Source organism: Longicatena sp. 210702-DFI.1.196 (assembly GCF_020563125.1).
In the GTDB taxonomy this organism is placed as follows: Bacteria; Bacillota_I; Bacilli_A; order Erysipelotrichales; family Erysipelotrichaceae; genus Longicatena; species Longicatena caecimuris.
Genome location: NZ_JAJCPX010000048.1, coordinates 1 through 17,682 on the forward strand (window position 1 = coordinate 1; position 17,682 = coordinate 17,682).

At 36.5% G+C, this 17,682-nt stretch carries 17 protein-coding genes and 1 other annotated feature; of the genes, 14 read left to right on the plus strand and 3 right to left on the minus strand.

The features are described from left to right. Nucleotides 1–310: 310 nt before the first annotated feature. Together LI241_RS14190 and LI241_RS14195 are read right to left on the minus strand one after the other, a co-directional pair. Entirely contained in the window at nt 311–1,510 is a 1,200-nt protein-coding gene (locus tag LI241_RS14190) for an NlpC/P60 family protein (RefSeq protein ID WP_008691209.1), read from the minus strand. A gap of 226 nt (nt 1,511–1,736) precedes the next feature. Beyond that, nucleotides 1,737–3,602, minus strand: a complete 1,866-nt coding sequence (locus tag LI241_RS14195; RefSeq protein WP_008691212.1) for a transglycosylase domain-containing protein — start codon at nt 3,600–3,602, stop codon at nt 1,737–1,739. A gap of 822 nt (nt 3,603–4,424) precedes the next feature. On the opposite strand from LI241_RS14195, the gene LI241_RS14200 reads away from it, so the two are divergent. From LI241_RS14200 to fba, 4 genes are all read left to right on the plus strand, one after another. Next, nucleotides 4,425–4,817, plus strand: coding sequence for a DUF1934 domain-containing protein (locus LI241_RS14200; RefSeq protein ID WP_017144535.1), 393 nt, complete (start codon nt 4,425–4,427; stop codon nt 4,815–4,817). Continuing rightward, on the plus strand, nt 4,814–6,457 hold the full coding sequence (argS, locus tag LI241_RS14205; protein ID WP_008691214.1) for an arginine--tRNA ligase: 1,644 nt from the start codon (nt 4,814–4,816) through the stop codon (nt 6,455–6,457). Before LI241_RS14200 ends, argS begins: the two co-directional genes overlap by 4 nt. 17 nt (nt 6,458–6,474) lie before the next feature. Then, a complete protein-coding gene (rpoE, locus tag LI241_RS14210) occupies nt 6,475–6,798 on the plus strand; it encodes a DNA-directed RNA polymerase subunit delta (protein WP_008691215.1) in 324 nt (107 codons plus the stop codon). A 124-nt stretch (nt 6,799–6,922) separates the two neighbouring features. After that, nucleotides 6,923–7,792 carry a class II fructose-1,6-bisphosphate aldolase gene (gene fba, locus LI241_RS14215; protein ID WP_008691216.1) on the plus strand — a complete coding sequence of 290 codons (870 nt, stop codon included), beginning with the start codon at nt 6,923–6,925 and terminating at the stop codon, nt 7,790–7,792. 31 nt (nt 7,793–7,823) lie between these two features. On the opposite strand, the gene LI241_RS14220 is transcribed toward fba, so the two are convergent. Further along, nucleotides 7,824–8,525, minus strand: a complete 702-nt coding sequence (locus tag LI241_RS14220; RefSeq protein ID WP_008691217.1) for a VanZ family protein — start codon at nt 8,523–8,525, stop codon at nt 7,824–7,826. Nucleotides 8,526–8,660: 135 nt separating this feature from the next. On the opposite strand from LI241_RS14220, the gene LI241_RS14225 reads away from it, so the two are divergent. From LI241_RS14225 to LI241_RS14270, 10 genes are all read left to right on the plus strand, one after another. Beyond that, a complete protein-coding gene (locus LI241_RS14225; RefSeq protein ID WP_008691218.1) occupies nt 8,661–8,975 on the plus strand; it encodes a hypothetical protein in 315 nt (104 codons plus the stop codon). Beyond that, on the plus strand, nt 8,950–10,455 hold the full coding sequence (locus LI241_RS14230) for an RDD family protein (protein WP_008691219.1): 1,506 nt from the start codon (nt 8,950–8,952) through the stop codon (nt 10,453–10,455). The genes LI241_RS14225 and LI241_RS14230 overlap by 26 nt, the downstream gene beginning before the upstream one ends. 230 nt (nt 10,456–10,685) lie before the next feature. Then, nucleotides 10,686–10,891: a binding site (T-box leader), on the plus strand. Nucleotides 10,892–10,924: 33 nt separating this feature from the next. Then, nucleotides 10,925–12,895, plus strand: coding sequence for a methionine--tRNA ligase (gene metG / locus LI241_RS14235; RefSeq protein ID WP_008691220.1), 1,971 nt, complete (start codon nt 10,925–10,927; stop codon nt 12,893–12,895). Next, entirely contained in the window at nt 12,896–13,087 is a 192-nt protein-coding gene (locus tag LI241_RS14240; RefSeq protein ID WP_008977731.1) for a hypothetical protein, read from the plus strand. Between the two features lie 6 nt (nt 13,088–13,093). Further along, nucleotides 13,094–13,282: a hypothetical protein gene (locus LI241_RS14245; protein WP_008691222.1), complete on the plus strand. Its 189-nt coding sequence runs from the start codon at nt 13,094–13,096 to the stop codon at nt 13,280–13,282. Nucleotides 13,283–13,601: 319 nt separating this feature from the next. Then, on the plus strand, nt 13,602–13,973 hold the full coding sequence (locus tag LI241_RS14250; protein WP_008691224.1) for a GntR family transcriptional regulator: 372 nt from the start codon (nt 13,602–13,604) through the stop codon (nt 13,971–13,973). Further along, on the plus strand, nt 13,966–14,856 hold the full coding sequence (locus LI241_RS14255) for an ABC transporter ATP-binding protein (protein ID WP_008691225.1): 891 nt from the start codon (nt 13,966–13,968) through the stop codon (nt 14,854–14,856). Before LI241_RS14250 ends, LI241_RS14255 begins: the two co-directional genes overlap by 8 nt. After that, a complete protein-coding gene (locus LI241_RS14260; protein WP_226897130.1) occupies nt 14,849–16,303 on the plus strand; it encodes an ABC transporter permease in 1,455 nt (484 codons plus the stop codon). Before LI241_RS14255 ends, LI241_RS14260 begins: the two co-directional genes overlap by 8 nt. A gap of 179 nt (nt 16,304–16,482) precedes the next feature. Then, nucleotides 16,483–16,686: a 50S ribosomal protein L31 gene (gene rpmE / locus LI241_RS14265; protein ID WP_008691228.1), complete on the plus strand. Its 204-nt coding sequence runs from the start codon at nt 16,483–16,485 to the stop codon at nt 16,684–16,686. A 216-nt stretch (nt 16,687–16,902) separates the two neighbouring features. Continuing rightward, nucleotides 16,903–17,508: a thymidine kinase gene (locus tag LI241_RS14270; RefSeq protein WP_008691231.1), complete on the plus strand. Its 606-nt coding sequence runs from the start codon at nt 16,903–16,905 to the stop codon at nt 17,506–17,508. Nucleotides 17,509–17,682: the final 174 nt, after the last annotated feature.

Below are 17,682 nucleotides of genomic sequence, written 5' to 3' on the forward strand. Positions count from 1 at the left end.
CGGAACCGTACGTACGGTGGTGTGAGAGGGTGATTTATTTCACCCTACTCGATTTGTATGAGGAAGGGGGAAGAAGAAAAAAAGGGTTGTGATGAGAGATGATGTGGATGAAGATGAGCAGATGAAAGTAGTTACTTAAGAAAAATTAAGATTTATTCGTTTTAAGAAGAGAAACGAGATTCAATAGGAAGATGTTGCGGAAAATAAAAAAAGTCTCTTAAATCGCTTAAAAACATCGATTTAGGAGACTTTAGATAGAAATACCTAATGTAAATAAGCAAAAAAGAGAGAAACTCTCTTTTTTTGTTTTTTATACTCTACGAATTCCTGTAATACTCTGTCCGTAAGAAGCCCATTCACTGACACCACTTACAATAACACCCATACTAGGATTTGCTGCATGAACCATCTGTCCACCACCAATGTAAATAGACACATGAGATCCGCCATCCCAAACGATGACATCTCCATACTGCATGTTGTTGTAAGAAACCGCAGAACCCATACCAGCCTGGCCATAACCAGATCTAGGTACGCTTACTCCGACTTGATTGTATGCATAGTAAATTAAACCTGAACAGTCGAATCCAGCAGGACTAGCACCACCCCATACGTAGTTATAACCTACATAAGAAGATGCAATTGATGCAGCAGAACCATTACCGGCATGACCAGCAGGGTTCAAATTTGCATTGTTATTCTTTTTTGGAGCTGAATAAGAAGTAGACGCTGCTGTTTCATAAGTTGTTGTTTCAGCTTTCGCTTTCTTCTTAATTTTCTTAGCTACACCCTTCTTATCGAATTTGTAACCATCTTTTTTCGTATCTGTGTAGGCATTTCCATTCTTACTGAAAAGGTACTTCTTACCTTTAATGGTCTGCCAACCTTTTAAACGATAGCCATACTTGTTATAGTACTGAATCATATCGTTTTCATGTGTCCAACCGGATTTTAAAGTACCGTTAGACTGGAAGTTATACTTTTTACCATCAATCTTAGTTTCACTTGTTGCCAGAGAACCATCTTCTTTGAAGTAGACTTTTTTACCATTCAGCTTCATCCAACCTTTCTGGATGTTGCCGTTAGCATCAAAGTTATAAGTCTTACCATCAATTTTCTGTTCACCGGTAACTTTTACACCATACTGGTTATAGTATGTAGTGTTTTCATCTTGCCATCCAAGTAACAGTTTTCCGTTTTTCTGGAAAGCGTACTTGTGACCATCAATCACCACGTCACCACTTACTCGTTCACCGTTTGCGTTGAAATAATAAGTGCTTTCGTTGATTGTTTTCCATCCTGTAACAGCTCTACCTTCATCATTCAGGTAGTAGACAGCACCTGTTTCTTCAAACAGCCAAGCTGTTTTAACTTTTCCATCTACCATGTAGACGCCATCGTGCCATCCGTCTGTATTGGATGCTGCATATACTGTTGTAACAGCAGAGAGCGCTGTAGCAATTCCTAAGACAAGAGCAACTTTTTTTGTGTTCTTTTCGATAAAGTTCATGTTATCACCTCGACATCAACGTCCTCATTGTAACAAAGACTTTTTAATCGTGCAACCCGCATTTTTTGAAAATCTTACGTTTTTGTCACTTTACGACCCCATTTGAAATCCGCATTTAACCGATGAACAAAGGCTTAATGACATTTTTTAAAATTCTTAAAATTTTTTTTATTTTTTTTTAAATTTGCCTGTTTTTTATTGACTTTCGACAAAAAAGCCCTATTTATCAGCTATTGCGTAAAAACCAGTAGGTAGAGCCGTTACTGGAAGGTACTCCCGTAATCGGATTTACTTGTACTTCCATGATATCATCACTTGGTTGATACCAGATATTTTTCTGATTTTTATACAGTGTGTTGATTGTATCCTGAAAGATCTTTTTACTGTTTGCATAATATTGTTTTGCCAGCTTGCGATTATCATCAAAGCCACACCATACCCCGATGACATATTCCGGATTGTACCCCATGACCAAGGAATCCCAATCACTCGTTCCAGATTTCGCAGCCATTGTCACTTTCGGCTGATAGCCATACATACTTGGAAACGCATAGCCTTTATTGCGAATATCAAAAGTTGAAGTCAGCAATTGTGAGAGCAGTAAAGTTTCATTTCGCTGCAGCATGCGTTTAGGAGTTGTCTTATGTTCATATAAAACTTTATCATCGCTTGTTACAGATGAAATCATCGTTGGTTTAACATAAAGCCCTTCAGAAGCAAACGTCGTATAAATGCGCGACAGCTCCAGTAAATTCATATTCACAGTGCCTAAGGCTTCACTTGGATTTGGCTGTGATTGTTTAATGTCAAAATCCAATAGTGCTTGATGCAGGGTATCTTCACCTAAAAACAGATGAGTTTTAACGGCATAGATGTTGTCACTTAATGATATGGCATTGATCAATGAGATTTTTGCATTGGCATATTGATCATCATAATTGCTTGGGGCATAAGTTTCGTTGTTCGCAAGGCGAAAGGTTGTTTTCTGTGAAGTAAATTGTGTGGCTGGGGTAAAGCCCTGTTGTAAGGCACAGTAATATAACAGTGGTTTAATCGTGCTGGCAACTTGACGCGAAGACTGGCTGGCCCGGTTATATTGGGAAATGGTGTAATCCTTTCCTCCGGCAATTGCCAGGATATTACCAGTAAAGGGCTGAACGATGATACCTGCGGTTTCTAGTTCATCATTCATATCCATGTGAGCCCGTATGGATTTGTCTAAGGCCGCTTGTACATCTGGATCATAGTTTGTATGTACATGGATTTCTTGATCTAAGTCGATGGATAGTTCGTTGAGTTCTGCAATCACGGCATCAACGTAATATTCGTTCAGACCATTTTGACTATCTTTATGGTTTTGTGATAAGACCAGAGGTTCTTGGCGAGCTTGTGCTTCTTCAGCTTTTGTGATAACCCCATGTTCACGCATAAGTTTTAAAATGAGGTGTTGTCGCTTAATGGCATTCTCTTTGTGAAGGTATGGGGAATAAATACTGGGACCATTTGGAATACCTACTAGCATGGCCGTTTCCCCAACGCTTAAATCTTTCATATCGGAATCAAAGAAATAATGTGCAGCTGATTGTATGCCGTAAATGCCATGTCCAAAGTATGCCGTGTTTAAATAACCTTCTAAAATATCTTTTTTACTATATTGCATTTCTAGTCTTGTGGCATAGAAAAATTCTTGAATCTTGCGTGAAACCGTTTGTTCATTTGTCAGGAACAGATTTTTGGCATATTGTTGTGTGATCGTAGAACCCCCTTGCAGAATATCCCCATGTACCAGATTTGTTGATAAAGCTTTGATAATGCGAACTGGATCAAAACCGGCATGATAATAGAAGCGCTTATCTTCTACACTGATAAAGGCATCTTGTATGAATTCAGGAATATCGTCAATCGAAGTCCACTGCATATTTTTTTTAAAATTGGATTCATACATGACATTGCCATTGCAATCATAAATCGTGATATTTTTTCTTTGCTCATCCAGGGGCAATCTGTCTATGAAAGCATATGTGTATAACAAGATAAAAGCCGTAAGAATAAAAAAGATACTGCCAAAGATAATTCTGCGAAACCATTTCATAAGCGACACCTCTTTACGATATTAGTTTGAACATCTCCTTGTCTTTTAAACAAACTGATACAGAAAGACGTAGAACTATATATTCTATTAATAGAATATTATAAATATATATGTTGTTTCGTTTGTGCAGAAAAGTTATGCGTATAGAAGCAGGTAAAGCTTTTATATTTAAAAACAGGTTACATATGCAAAGGATGCATCTAATTTCTTTTTCTATAATCAATAAAAAGGATATATTCTAATAATGGAATATAGCGAAGAAGAATAGATTTGTCTAGAAAGAATTCACCACATGTGATATATAGGAATCAAAGCAACCGATATAACTGCATGACAGACATATATATTATAAGGAAGAGATTTTCTTATGCCCCTATATATTATAAGGAAGAGTTTTTGCTCTAAATTGCTCTATATAATATAAGGAAGACTTTTGCAAGAGAAGGTCCTATATATTATAAGGAAGAGAAATATGAAAAAAGGGCGTGCAAAAATAATCGCTATATAATATAAGGATAGGGAAAAGCCATAATAAAAAGTACTCAACTTGTATCCAAATGATGAAGATACCTCGTTTCAATTGGATAAATATGATAACGAAGTTTTGGAAAAGGTTAAAAAAATAAGATTTAATAAAACTTTCTACACTGCATATTATAAAAATAGAACATCCAATTATAGAATAATATTCCATGATTAGATTATCATGTTGAATAAAAAAGTAAGGGTAAGCACAAAATCATAAAAAAGTTTAAATTTCCATAAAAAAGGCTTGCACCTTAGCCTATTTCTGCTATAATGCTCATGATAAGTGGTGAAAGCATGAAAAAACACGTTACGTTAAAGCAGACACATCTGGGTACAAAGCAGAAAAACATTTTATTTAAAGGCTATTTAGAACTGTTGCCAGAGCAAGACAACATTTCTTTTCATTATATAGAGAGTGATCAAACAACCGTGGTGGAAGTGCGTGCAGAACAAGATAGTTTTTATCTAAAACGCAGTGGCGAAATGATAACTGAATTATGCTTTCGGGAGAATGAAAAAACAAGAGGAACGATCCGTTCGGAATATGGAACCATAGAACTTACATTATTTACGCATAAATATATTCAAAAGGATAATATTATCGCTGTAGAATATGATGTCATGGTGAATGGGGAAGTGAGCGACAGTTTTCGTTTCTTATGTACGATGAAGGAGGTTATGGCATGAATCAGATTGAAACAAACTTAAAGAAGGCGTTAGCAGATGCTGCTAAAAAAGCGTTTGATACAGAAGTGGAAATTGAAAAGATCGTAATTGAAATCCCTAAAGACAAAAGCCATGGTGATTATTCTACAAACCTGGCCATGCAACTGACAAGATTATTGAAAAACAATCCACGTGTCATTGCGGAAGCGTTGCAGCAAAACCTGGATATGGAAGCAGCTGCTATTGAACATTGCGAAATAGCCGGGCCGGGGTTTTTAAACTTCAAAATTAAAAATACATCTCTTGCACAGATTATTAAAACCGTATTGGCGCAAGGAGATAACTTTGGACATAACGAAACAGGAAATCATGAACGCGTAAATGTAGAATATGTTTCAGCGAACCCAACGGGTGATTTACACCTTGGTCATGCTCGTGGTGCTGCATGGGGTGACAGTATTACACGTTTAATGAAAGCAAGTGGTTATGATGTGACACGTGAGTATTATGTGAATGATGCCGGTAATCAGATTGTCAACTTGGGAAAATCGTTGCAGGCACGTTACCGTGAATACTTAGGTCTTCCATTTGTATTACCGGAAGATGGTTACCATGGCGAGGATGTTAGAAAGATTGCCGTTAAACTTGCGCAAACATATGGTCAGACGTATGCAGAAGAAAATGACGAAAATTTGAAGTTCTTTAAAGAAAAAGGCATCGCGTTTGAATTAGATAAGATTAAGTGCGATCTGGATAATTTCCGCGTTCATTTTGATGTTTGGAGCAGTGAACAAAAGATCAGAGATGATGGAAAAGTAGAAAAAGCCTTAGAAGTGTTGCATGAAAAAGGGCTGACCTATGAAGAAGAAGGTGCGCTTTGGTTTAAAACAACACAGTTTGGTGATGATAAAGATCGTGTTTTACGTAAAACTGACGGTTCTTATACATATCTGGTACCTGATATTGCATATCATAAGGATAAGTTAGACCGTGGTTTTGACTTACTTGTTGATTTGCTGGGGGCTGATCATCATGGCTATATCCCAAGATTAAAGGCTAGTATTCAGGCGTTAGGAAACGATCCTGAAAAATTGCAGGTAGATATCATCCAGATGGTTCGGCTTGTAGAAAACGGTGAAGAAGTGAAAATGAGTAAACGTTTAGGGAATGCGGTAACCATACGTGAACTCTGTGATGAGGTAGGCGTTGATGCTGTCCGTTATTTCTTTGTACAACGTGCCGTTGATACGCATCTGGATTTTGACCTTGGTCTGGCAAGAAAACAAAGCAATGACAATCCAGTATACTATGCACAGTATGCACATGCGAGAATATGCTCTATTTTACGTCAGGCACCTGATTTTAAGGAAGCAACAAACTATGATTTGCTGACGCATGAAAAAGAAATTTCATTGATGAAATATATCAATGAATTCACAAATGTCGTAAGTGATGCCGCTAAAACAAGAGCGCCACATAAAGTATGTAACTATATACAGAAACTGGCCCAGCATTTCCATAGTTTCTATAATGCATGTAAAGTTATTGACCCTGAGCATGAAGCGTTGTCCGCACAACGTCTGGCTCTTTTAAAAGCTACACGAATCACATTAAAAAATGCACTGTTTCTGATTGGTGTTGATGCCATTGAAAAAATGTAGGAGGAAAAGCGTTTACTATGAAAAAAGCAATGATTGATATAGCCTTCGATCTCATGAAAACTAAGAAAAAGGCTGTTACATTTTTAAAAATATGGGAGGAAGTCTGCCAGATTGCCGGTTTTACAAAACAACAAGAAGAGGATAATATCGCACAGTTCTACAGTGATTTGTCTCTTGACGATCGTTTTGTATGCGTAGGTGAAAACCGCTGGGATCTGCGTGAGCGTCACACATATCATGAAGTTGTTGTAGATACAGAAGAAATTCTGATTGACGAAGAAAGTGATGAAGAATTTGAACATGAAGCTGTGGCTGAGAAAACAGCGGATGAAGAATACTAAGCATGGGGTACCATGCTTTCTTTTGATATTATAGGCATTTTCAAAATTATATGGCAGAAAAGCTTTTCAAAAAGATAAAAATGAAGTAGAATAAGAGTGTAAAATTGACAAGGAGGAATTTAAAATGGCATTAGTTTCTGCAACAGAAATGCTTAACAAAGCACATGAAGGTCATTATGCTGTTGGTGCATTTAACATCAACAACATGGAATGGACGAAAGCAATCTTATTGGCAGCTGAGGAAGCAAAATCCCCAGTTATGTTAGGAGTATCTGAAGGTGCTGCTAAATACATGTGCGGATTTAAAACCGTAGTCGCTATGGTAAAAGAAATCCACGACAATTTGGGAATTACAGTTCCAGTTGCTCTGCACTTGGATCATGGTTCTTACGATGGTGCGAAAGCATGTATCGAAGCTGGTTTCACTTCAGTAATGTTTGATGGTTCTCATTATGCATTTGAAGAAAACTTAGAAAAATCAAAAGAAATGATCGAACTGGCTCATTCAAAAGGTTTATCTATTGAATGTGAAGTTGGTGGCATCGGTGGTGAAGAAGACGGTGTTACTTCCATGGGTGAATTAGCTGATCCTCAGGAATGTAAGACAATTGCTGAATTAGGCGTTGATTTCTTGGCTGCTGGTATCGGTAATATCCATGGTAAATATCCTGCAAATTGGGCTGGATTGAACTTTGAACGTCTGGGCGAAATCCAGAATGTTACAAATGGTAAGCCATTAGTATTACACGGTGGTTCAGGTATCCCTGCAGATCAGATCGCAAAAGCTATCTCTTTAGGTGTATCTAAGATTAACGTTAACACAGAATTACAGTTGGTTTTCGCAGCTGCAACTCGTGAATACATCGAAGCTGGTAAAGACACAGAAGGTAAAGGTTATGACCCTCGTAAATTGTTAAAACCAGGTGCTGATGCAATCAAAGCAAAAGTTATTGCTATGATGGAAGAATTTGGTTCTGCTGGTAAAGCTGAATAATATACAAATCAGAAAATGAAAAACACATCCTTTAAAGTGATGTGTTTTTATATGGTTGATTATGCAGATGGTAGATACTGTATAAGGGAAGATAACATAATAAGGCACCGCCAAAATTCAGAATGAAATCATCAATATCCATCGTACCGGTTAAGGTGAAAAACTGTGTTACTTCAACTGCGATTATGATACATGCTATACAGGGAAGATAACATCTAGCTTTCTTCATACATGGAAATAACTTTGGTAAAAAGAAGGAAAAAGGCATAAATGCAATGAAATTACCAAATAAATTGATAATAGCGATTTGATTGGAAATGGCTGGTATATCGAAAATAATCATCATCTGCTTAATGGTTTTAAAGGGCATAAGATTGGTTCCGTTTTCCCACTGTATCTGCAAGGCCGTTCCATAATTTCCATCCAACAGATTTACTTTATCGCGCGCAAAATCAGCTGAAAAAAATAACAAATAAGCCAATTGGAAGACATATACTAGAAACAGCAACATCCATATCTGATGTTGTGCATCATGGAGAATATCCTCGTTTTCATGAGTGTGGTAAAATATCCATGGGAGGATTCCCAACACGATGATAGAGCCAGTAATCATCAATATGGCATCGTTGGAAAAAGGTGTTTTAAACAAGAGCAGATATAAGGTATGAATCAGTCCGGCCGGTAAGATGCCGAACAGTAGAAAATCTATTATTTTTTGATGCTTTTGTACCATAAGAGTCCGCTCCTTTCATAGGACTTTATCATATAAGATTTTATGCGATGTTGCAAGATAAGAAACCTTAAACTTTTCTTAAAGCATATACAAATCATGAATCTGTAGTATAATATGCATGTGAGGTTTAAGATAATGAAATTATATACTTGTGAACAATGCCATGCCCCAATAAAACTAAGTATCCTAAAGGGGAATGTGCATATCGTCTGCCCATCTTGCCATCAGAAGTATCAATTGAATACGATGAGTGTTAAAAAATATATGCTCATACCATTCGTATCTGTGGCAATTGCTGTTAGTAGCAGTTTACAGCTCTTACAGGGGAAAACGATTGATGTTAAGTTTATTTATATATTAGGTGTTTCTTTCGTGAGTGCTGCACTCATGGAATGGCTATGTGTAAAAGCAGGTATCCTGCGTTATGAAAAAAGTGAAGAAATTGGGTGAAACTATGCAGAAAGTAAAGAAAAAAATAGGAACCTCAGTTCAGAAATATCGTTATATTGAAAAGAAAGATTTCGGTGACAGACTTCTTTCTTTTATGTTAGATGTGAGTGTAGCTTTATCTCCCATGATGTTATGGAATATTGTCATGCTTGCCGTCTTAGGAAGCTTAATGAGCTTTTCTGGTGTGAAAGTTGTGAATGTGATTGTCGGTGTCATGATGATCGGGTCCATTTTCTTTTTAAATACTATCATTTGTCGTAAAACAGGTGGACAGAGTCTGGGAATGTATTTATATGATTTTCAGCTTATCAGCATCAGTGGAAAGAAAGCGAATATTCGTCAGATGTATATGCGAGATCTTATTGGTTTTGCAATACCATTTGTAGTGTTGATGCTATTCACTAGTATTTTTGGTGTTATGGCATATTGGCTGTTAAATGGCATCGTGGTACTAGCGGACAAAAAACATCGCTCCTTAATTGATTTTCTGACACGTACCTGTGTGGTTAAAATCGTAGGTTCTACTTTTATAGCAGAGTCAGTAAAAGAAACGGTAAAACAACCATCGATTAGTGAAGCAGCTGCTCAGAAAACCGTTTCTATAAATAGCGTTGATTTGCATATTCATTCCAATTTCAGTATTGGTGCTGACTATAATATCGAAGAAATTTTTCAGAGCGCAAAACGTCAAGGACTTAAAACCATTTCGATCACAGATCTAAATACAACAAAATCAAATGCCATCGCTTTACGAATGAGTGAATTGTATGGAATACGTTATGTGAATGGTGTGGAAATTTTAGCCGATCTGCATGGGCATACAGTACATGTGCTTGGTTATTTTGTAGATTATCAAAATGAATTGTATAGAACGATTGAAAATGATGCTTTATTGGCGGAAAAACGTGCTAGTATACAGCGTGTGCGTCTATTTGAACAATATCTTGGAAAGCAAATCCATGTAGATGATTTGTTGGAAAATAACCGTTTTCAACAGATATCCGGTGAAATGATTGCACGTCATGTTTTAAATCATCCGCGTTTTCAAGACTGTGAGATAATAAAACCCTATTTATTAGGGAAAATGAAAAATCCTTATCACCAGTTAGCAACTGATTATTTTGCGCAAGGGAAACCATGTCATGTAAACGCAAAACATCCATCTTTACAGGACGTCTTAGATGTAATTTCCTTAAGTAATGGTATTGCCATCCTGGCAAATCCATATCCTTTATTTGAAAAAGATGAAAATCTCCTGATACTTGCATTACAGATGGGGATAGAAGGTTTGGAAGTATTCCGTCCAGATTATAAACGCAAAGAAATGGCAACGTTAATGCAATTGGCGAAAGATCGAAAATTGCTGATTACTTGTGGAAGTGATTTTTATAAAGAAGGTACGGGCAGAACAATTGGAGAGTGTCATTGTCCAAAAGAAGCAGAGCCACTCATCGATATGTTGCTTTACGCGAAAGAGTAAGAAGAGAGTAATCTCTTCTTTTTCATAAGATTTGTTTAGATGAGGCGATAGAAAGGAAAATCGAGGACTTTACATCTCATTATCAAAAAAGGAAGCTTTCAATATTCTTGTAAGGAGCAGTGCCATCTACATAAGCACACAGGTAAGGCTTTTATATCTTCATCTTTTTTCGTGATTTCGTTTTGAAAACCTTGCCAATGGGCAGAATATTCTATATAATGATAACTGATAGAAAGGTAAAGACAGGAAGAGTATTTTTATGAAAGCCTTACAGAGAGTGAATGGCTGGTGAAAATTCACAGGTGAAATAAAAAGAAGATGGCCCTGGAACCGTTTTTCTGAATAGTCAGGAAAAAACGTAGCATCGGCGTTAACGATGTTAAGGTGTACAGCAAGTACATAAATAAAGGTGGTACCACGAACTTTCGTCCTTTGGCGGAAGTTTTTCTTTTATAAGGAGGCGTATGTTATGTGTAAAGAATGTAAAAAAGGTAAATATTATATCACAACTGCAATTACGTATACATCCGGCAGACCACACATTGGGAATACATATGAAATTGTATTAACCGATGCCATTGCCAGATATAAACGTCAGCAAGGCTATGATGTGTTCTTCCAAACCGGAACGGATGAACATGGACAAAAGATTGAAGAAAAGGCAAAAGAAGCCGGTGTAACACCAAAGGAATTCGTAGATAAAGTTGCCGATATCGTACGTAAGAATTTTGATATGATGAATACTTCTTATGATTATTTTGTACGTACAACGGATGAAGGACATGAACGTCAAGTACAGAAAATCTTCAAAAAACTGTATGAACAAGGCGATATCTATAAAGGAAAATATGAAGGCATGTATTGTACTCCATGTGAATCTTTCTGGACCGAGAGTCAATTGATTGATGGAAAATGTCCGGATTGTGGCAGACCTGTACAAAAGGCAACAGAAGAAGCTTACTTCTTCAATTTGCAAAAATATGCACCTAAGCTAATCAAGCATATTGAGGAACATCCGGAATTCATTCAGCCAGAATCTCGTAAGAATGAAATGATCAATAACTTCTTAAAACCGGGATTACAGGATCTATGTGTTTCCCGTACATCTTTTAAATGGGGTATACCGGTAGACTTTGATCCAGATCATGTTGTGTATGTTTGGATTGATGCATTGAGTAACTATATCACTTCTCTGGGCTATGATGCTGATGGTAATCATGGCGAAAACTATAAGAAATATTGGCCGGCAGATGTGCATATCATAGGTAAGGATATTCTTCGTTTCCATACGATATATTGGCCAATCATGCTGATGGCCTTAGGGGAACCACTGCCAAAACAGGTGTTCGGTCATCCTTGGCTGTTGGTTGGCGATGGCAAGATGTCAAAATCAAAAGGCAATGCCATTTATGCGGATGAATTGGTCCACTATTTTGGTGTGGATGCGGTACGTTATTTCGTATTGCATGAGATGCCATTTGCACAGGATGGAACTATTACCTGGGATTTGATGGTAGAACGAATAAATTCTGATTTAGCAAATGTCTTGGGAAATCTGGTAAACCGTACGATTTCTATGCAGAATAAATATTTTAATGGTGTGATTTCTAATCCATTAGAACGCGAGGATATTGATAAGGAACTAATGGACTTAGCGTTGGATACACCAAAACGAGTAGCTAAGAAAATGGAAACATTGCATGTCGGTGATGCCATTGAAGAAATCTTTACTTTATTAAAGCGTTGCAATAAATATATTGATGAAACAACACCTTGGGTATTAGGTAAAGATGAAAGTAAGAAAGATCGCTTGGCAACTGTATTGTACAACCTATTGGAAAGCATTCGTATTGCCGCTGTCTTACTAAGCAGCTTTATGCCGGAAACTGCTGAAAAAATTCTGGATGAATTAAGTACATCAGAGCGTTCAGCTGAAAGTCTGGAAGAATTCGGTAATTTGGAATGTGGACATACAGTAGATGCGAAACCAGAAATTCTGTTTGCCCGTATCGATGTCAAAGAATTTATGGAAACCTTAGAAAAGGATAAAGCAAAAGAAGCAAAGGAAGCTGCTAAAGCAAGCAAAAAAGCAGAAAAGAAAGAAGCAATTGAACCTTCTGAAATCACTATTGATGATTTCACAAAGATTGAATTAAAGGTAGGTACGATTATTGCGGCCGAAAAACATCCGAAAGCGGATCGTTTGCTTGTTGAACAAATCGATTTGGGAACAGAAACACGTCAGATCGTCAGTGGTATCGCAAAAACATTTGAACCAAAAGATGTCATTGGTAAAAAAGTCGTTGTCGTCAGCAATCTGAAACCGGTGAAATTGCGTGGAGTAGAGAGTCAGGGTATGATTCTTTGCGCAAGCAATGATAAGGATTTAGATATTGTGACAATTTTAAAAGATTTGCCAAATGGAACGAAGGTGAGCTAATTGGATAGCAAGTATGTGATGTTGTCAATGGGAACGGATATCTTATTGATTTTTATCTCCATCTATTTTATTTATCATGGAGTACACACGGATCAAATCGTTTTTTCCGTTATAGCGGCTGTTTTATTGATTATCGCAGTGATTCGTCTGATTATCTTTGCAATTGCTTTTATGAAGCATGGAGATGAATAAGGCTATATGGATGTGAAACAAAAAACCGCATTGTATAGCGCTGCAGTTGTTTTGATGATAGCCGGTGGTGGCTTTCTCTTAAAAGGGCTGTCCTCTAGTAACATCGCATTTCTTTTGATTGGTAGTATTTTATTGGCTATGGGAATTGCCAGATATCTCATGGTGAAAAAACTTATGAAGGAGCATGAAGATTGATCGTCTTTGTGCTTCTTTTTTTATTATTTTTAATTGTTATGGAAAATCTTATTGTGATGTAGAAGGAACAATTATTTCTTACGATAATTTCAATATCTTAGTTTCGCCGTCAAAAAAAATTGATAATTTGTGAATTAGCTAAGTTCCGTTATCACTTTTCATCATCTGTTGTTAGTAAGAAATAGGCTTACAAATGATAATAGCTTAAAGGCGATTGAAGAGAAATATAAAAGAAATACATATCGATCCTTGACAGATATGAAAATATGGTATACTGTATTAGTGTACTAGATACAGTAATACAGTTGGAGGTGAGATGATGTTTCTCATAGATGTACAAAGTAAAACGCCAATATTTGAACAATTAAAAAAACAGATATTGGAATTTATCTCCATTCAGGTCTTGTCACCTAATGACAAGTTACCCTCTGTACGTTCGCTTGCATCACAATTAGGTGTAAATCCCAATACGGTTGCCAAGGCATATCAGGAATTGGAAACACAAGGCTATATTTATACCGTGAAAGGGAAAGGCTGCTTTATCTCAGATAATGATACAGACGCACAGATTCGCTTAGAAAAAATGAAGGAATTTAAAGATAAGGTAAAAGAAATGAAGAAATATCATATTGGGAAAGATGGTCTTTATCAGACAATCAATGAAGTTTATGAGGAGGAATATCATGATTGAAATAAAAGCGTTATCTAAAAATTTTGGTTCTCATATCGTGTTAACAGATGTAAATCTGAACATTCCGGATGGTAGTGTATTTGGTTTGATCGGGCCCAATGGTGCCGGAAAATCTACATTGCTGCGCATATTGTCAGGAATCGTGAAACCGGATGTCGGTGGGGTTTTGTATGATGGAAACAATGTATATGAAAACCCTGAAGTAAAACAAAATATCCTAATGATCAGTGATGATCCACATTATTTCTTCCATGCCAGCATAGCAGATATGAAAGAATTTTATAAAGTATGGTATCCGCAATTCAATGAACGTATTTATCATCAGTTTCTTTCAATCTTTAAATTAGATGAGAAAAAACCGATGGCAGATTTCTCCAAAGGTATGAAGCGACAAGCTTTTATTGCCATTGCGCTTGCGATTGCACCTAAATATTTATTTTTAGATGAAGCCTTTGATGGGTTAGATCCTATTATGCGTCTTACCTTTAAACGAGCTATCATGGAAATGATTGAAGAAAAAGAAATGACCGTGATTATCAGCTCACACAATTTACGAGAGATGGAGGATATTTGTGATAGCTTTGGTATTTTGGAAAATGGGAACATTTCTACCAGTGGTGATTTAGATACAACAAAGGATAATATCCATAAGATTCAACTGGCTTTCCCAAAAGAAAAAGAGAAAGAAGACTTTGCTCAGCTTGATCTGTTATCCATTCATATTCAATCCAAAGTCGTGAATCTTGTCGCAAAAGGCAATATTGATAAGATTCAGAATTATTTAAAAACCATGAATCCATTGATGATGGAAATACTGCCGGTGAATTTAGAAGAAATCTTTATTTATGAAATGGAGAGAAAGGGGTATGGTCTGTATGAATAAGCTCTTTAATCAACAATATTTCAAATATTTATATAAAAGTAATCGACGCCTGCTTATTCTGATCTGGGCAATCTTATTTATTTGTATCTGTTTCTTTACTACCATTTTCACGATAAATGATTTTACTGCTTACAGCGAAGTACAAACATTTGTCACTGCAATGAGTGGGTTCTGTGGTATTAGTATTTCGATGTTTGTGCCAATTTATTTCTTTCGCTTCCTTTATCGGAAACGCAGCTGTGATTTATATTTCGGCTTGCCGATTCGTAAAAAGGAATTATTCTCTACAACCTTTCTCTTTGGCTATCTGGCTATCCTGATCCCGATTGCAGTATACTTTTTATCAACTTCGATCATTGCCAGCCAATTCATGAATGTGTTATCCTCAACAATCTTAATGAACATCAAGGTCATGGGTTTCTTTGCTATCTTCATGTTATGTATACAAGCTATCATTTGCTTTTTGTGTATTCGATGTAACACGATGATGGATGCTTTATTTATTAGTGGAACTTATGTGATTTTACCTTTTATCTTATACATTTCGATGAACATCTTCTTAAAGGAACAGGTAAATGTCATCACACTAGGCTATGGGAACTATATAGAATATATCTTTAATACAGATACTATTTTAACGTTTCTAAGTCTTCCTTATGCGGCATTGCGAAATGTAGCTTACCTTTTTGATTATTCACCAGATTGGTTATCCATCTTTTATTGGATCATCCTCTGTGCGATTGCTCTTTATTTCGCCTATCACTATTTTATCAATCGAAAAGCTGAAGATAGTGAGCAGCGTACAACATTCTGGTTGGGCTATTCATTCATTATTCTTATCGTAACCTTCTGTATGATTCTAGCTGTCCAAACAGCGAGAGGTGTTTCTCTGCTTGTCGGGTTAACGATTATATTCTTTATGTATTTATTCCTTGTTTTCTTTTCAAAAAGGAAAATCGTCTTAAATATAAAAACGATTACTGTCTTTGTCGGTCTGCTTATTGGCAGTGCAGCATTTGGTCAGGCATTCCAATATACACATGGCTTTGGCGTAGTACAAGAATTACCACAGTTGGAAAAAGTAAGTTCGGTAAATATAGAAGTTGTAATGAGCCAAGAAATTAACCATAATAAAACGACTATAAATGGACTTTCCTTAGTAGGTAAGACAAAGAATGAAACGTTAAATAAAAGCATCTATGAGCTGCACAATGATGTGCTAGATGTCTGCACAGATAAGCATGAGGGTGGCTCAACACAAATTACCTTCCTATATACGTATCGTAACGGACGATATATGAGTCGAACTTATAGTATAGGAGATGCTGTAACAAAGGGAATCATCCTACCTAAATTTGATGAATATCATGAAGAGGCTAAGCAAGGTAAGATCAACGCATCCGTAGACTATACGTATACTGTTTCAAATGATGTGATAAATTATTAATGAATTCTGCCATAAGCCTTTCTTATGATGATTATGAAGAGGGGAATGGCTATAAAAATTTAATGTATTTTACCATCTTTTTCGCGAGAAACACTTGCGATTTGAAAAAAGTGTTGCTATAATGGTATAGCACTTACTTTGGACCCACCTGAGGTCTAAGGCGGAAGGAGAGTAAAATTATGAAAAAAGGAATTCACCCAGAATACCACCGTATCATGGTGAAATGTACTTCTTGTGGAGCTGAATTTGAAACAGGTTCAACAGCGAAAGAATTACGTGTTGATACTTGCTCAAACTGTCATCCATTCTTCACTGGTCGTCAGAGATTTGCTGCTGCCCAGGGACGTATCGAGAAGTTTAACAAGAAATACGGACTTAAATAAGAACACACATAAAAAAGAGGGTAACCTCTTTTTTTCTTTCATAGGGAAGCCTAGCCTTTCATAATTGAATGGTATTGAGGCAATTGTTTCCAATCAATAAGCAGATGTTACATATTGAAAAAGTATTTGGGAAATATGATAATTTCTTATGTTTATTTCTACCATTTCCCACATAAATTCGTTATAATAGATACTGTTGTAATGAGGTGAAAAGATATGTATCAACAATATCGTGAAGGGTGGCTGGAAGTCATCAGTGGCTGTATGTTTGCAGGAAAAACAGAAGAATTGATTCGTAGAATCAAGGTGTTGGAATATGCTAAGAAAAAAATAGCTGTTTTTAAACCGAAGATTGATAATCGTTATAGTGAGGAATGCGTTGTATCACATGCCGGAAGCAGTGTAAAAAGCTTTAACATCAGTAAGGCAAGAGAAATTTTTGATTACATAGATGACAGTTATGATGTAATTGCTATTGATGAAGTACAGTTTTTCGATGAAGAAATTGTGCAGATTTGTGACTATTTTGCTGATCGCGGCAAGCGTGTCATGGCGGCTGGATTAGATATGGATTTTCGCGGTGTTCCATTTAGTGTTATGCCGGAATTATTCACGCACGCGGAATTTGTTACGAAACTGACTGCTGTTTGTACAAAGTGTGGAGCACCTGCTACACGGACACAGCGTTTGGTAAATGGTAAGCCTGCAAGTTATGATGATCCTATTATCGTTGTGGGAGCCAGTGAACAATATGAGGCTAGATGTCGTCATTGTCATGAGGTAGAAGGACGACCTCAAATACATGTAGAAATGAAGAAATAAGAAAAGATGAGCGTTTGATTTATTAATTTGATAACGTTCATCTTTTTAAATGTCTTTGTCATTTGACTTTTTTTGTTTTAGATAATTCATGATAAGAAATTTACGTTTTTCACTTGTTTGTGTCGTATATAAAAAGGAAGGAGGTCTAACTAATGGCACATATTGAGTGTGGCG

Coding starts and splice junctions, on each gene's coding strand:
- LI241_RS14190 (WP_008691209.1), bottom strand. CDS start 1,510: ATGAACTTTATCGAAAAGAACACAAAAAAAGTTGCTCTTGTCTTAGGA.
- LI241_RS14195 (WP_008691212.1), bottom strand. CDS start 3,602: ATGAAATGGTTTCGCAGAATTATCTTTGGCAGTATCTTTTTTATTCTT.
- LI241_RS14200 (WP_017144535.1), top strand. CDS start 4,425: ATGAAAAAACACGTTACGTTAAAGCAGACACATCTGGGTACAAAGCAG.
- argS (WP_008691214.1), top strand. CDS start 4,814: ATGAATCAGATTGAAACAAACTTAAAGAAGGCGTTAGCAGATGCTGCT.
- rpoE (WP_008691215.1), top strand. CDS start 6,475: ATGAAAAAAGCAATGATTGATATAGCCTTCGATCTCATGAAAACTAAG.
- fba (WP_008691216.1), top strand. CDS start 6,923: ATGGCATTAGTTTCTGCAACAGAAATGCTTAACAAAGCACATGAAGGT.
- LI241_RS14220 (WP_008691217.1), bottom strand. CDS start 8,525: ATGGTACAAAAGCATCAAAAAATAATAGATTTTCTACTGTTCGGCATC.
- LI241_RS14225 (WP_008691218.1), top strand. CDS start 8,661: ATGAAATTATATACTTGTGAACAATGCCATGCCCCAATAAAACTAAGT.
- LI241_RS14230 (WP_008691219.1), top strand. CDS start 8,950: ATGAAAAAAGTGAAGAAATTGGGTGAAACTATGCAGAAAGTAAAGAAA.
- metG (WP_008691220.1), top strand. CDS start 10,925: ATGTGTAAAGAATGTAAAAAAGGTAAATATTATATCACAACTGCAATT.
- LI241_RS14245 (WP_008691222.1), top strand. CDS start 13,094: ATGGATGTGAAACAAAAAACCGCATTGTATAGCGCTGCAGTTGTTTTG.
- LI241_RS14250 (WP_008691224.1), top strand. CDS start 13,602: ATGTTTCTCATAGATGTACAAAGTAAAACGCCAATATTTGAACAATTA.
- LI241_RS14255 (WP_008691225.1), top strand. CDS start 13,966: ATGATTGAAATAAAAGCGTTATCTAAAAATTTTGGTTCTCATATCGTG.
- LI241_RS14260 (WP_226897130.1), top strand. CDS start 14,849: ATGAATAAGCTCTTTAATCAACAATATTTCAAATATTTATATAAAAGT.
- rpmE (WP_008691228.1), top strand. CDS start 16,483: ATGAAAAAAGGAATTCACCCAGAATACCACCGTATCATGGTGAAATGT.
- LI241_RS14270 (WP_008691231.1), top strand. CDS start 16,903: ATGTATCAACAATATCGTGAAGGGTGGCTGGAAGTCATCAGTGGCTGT.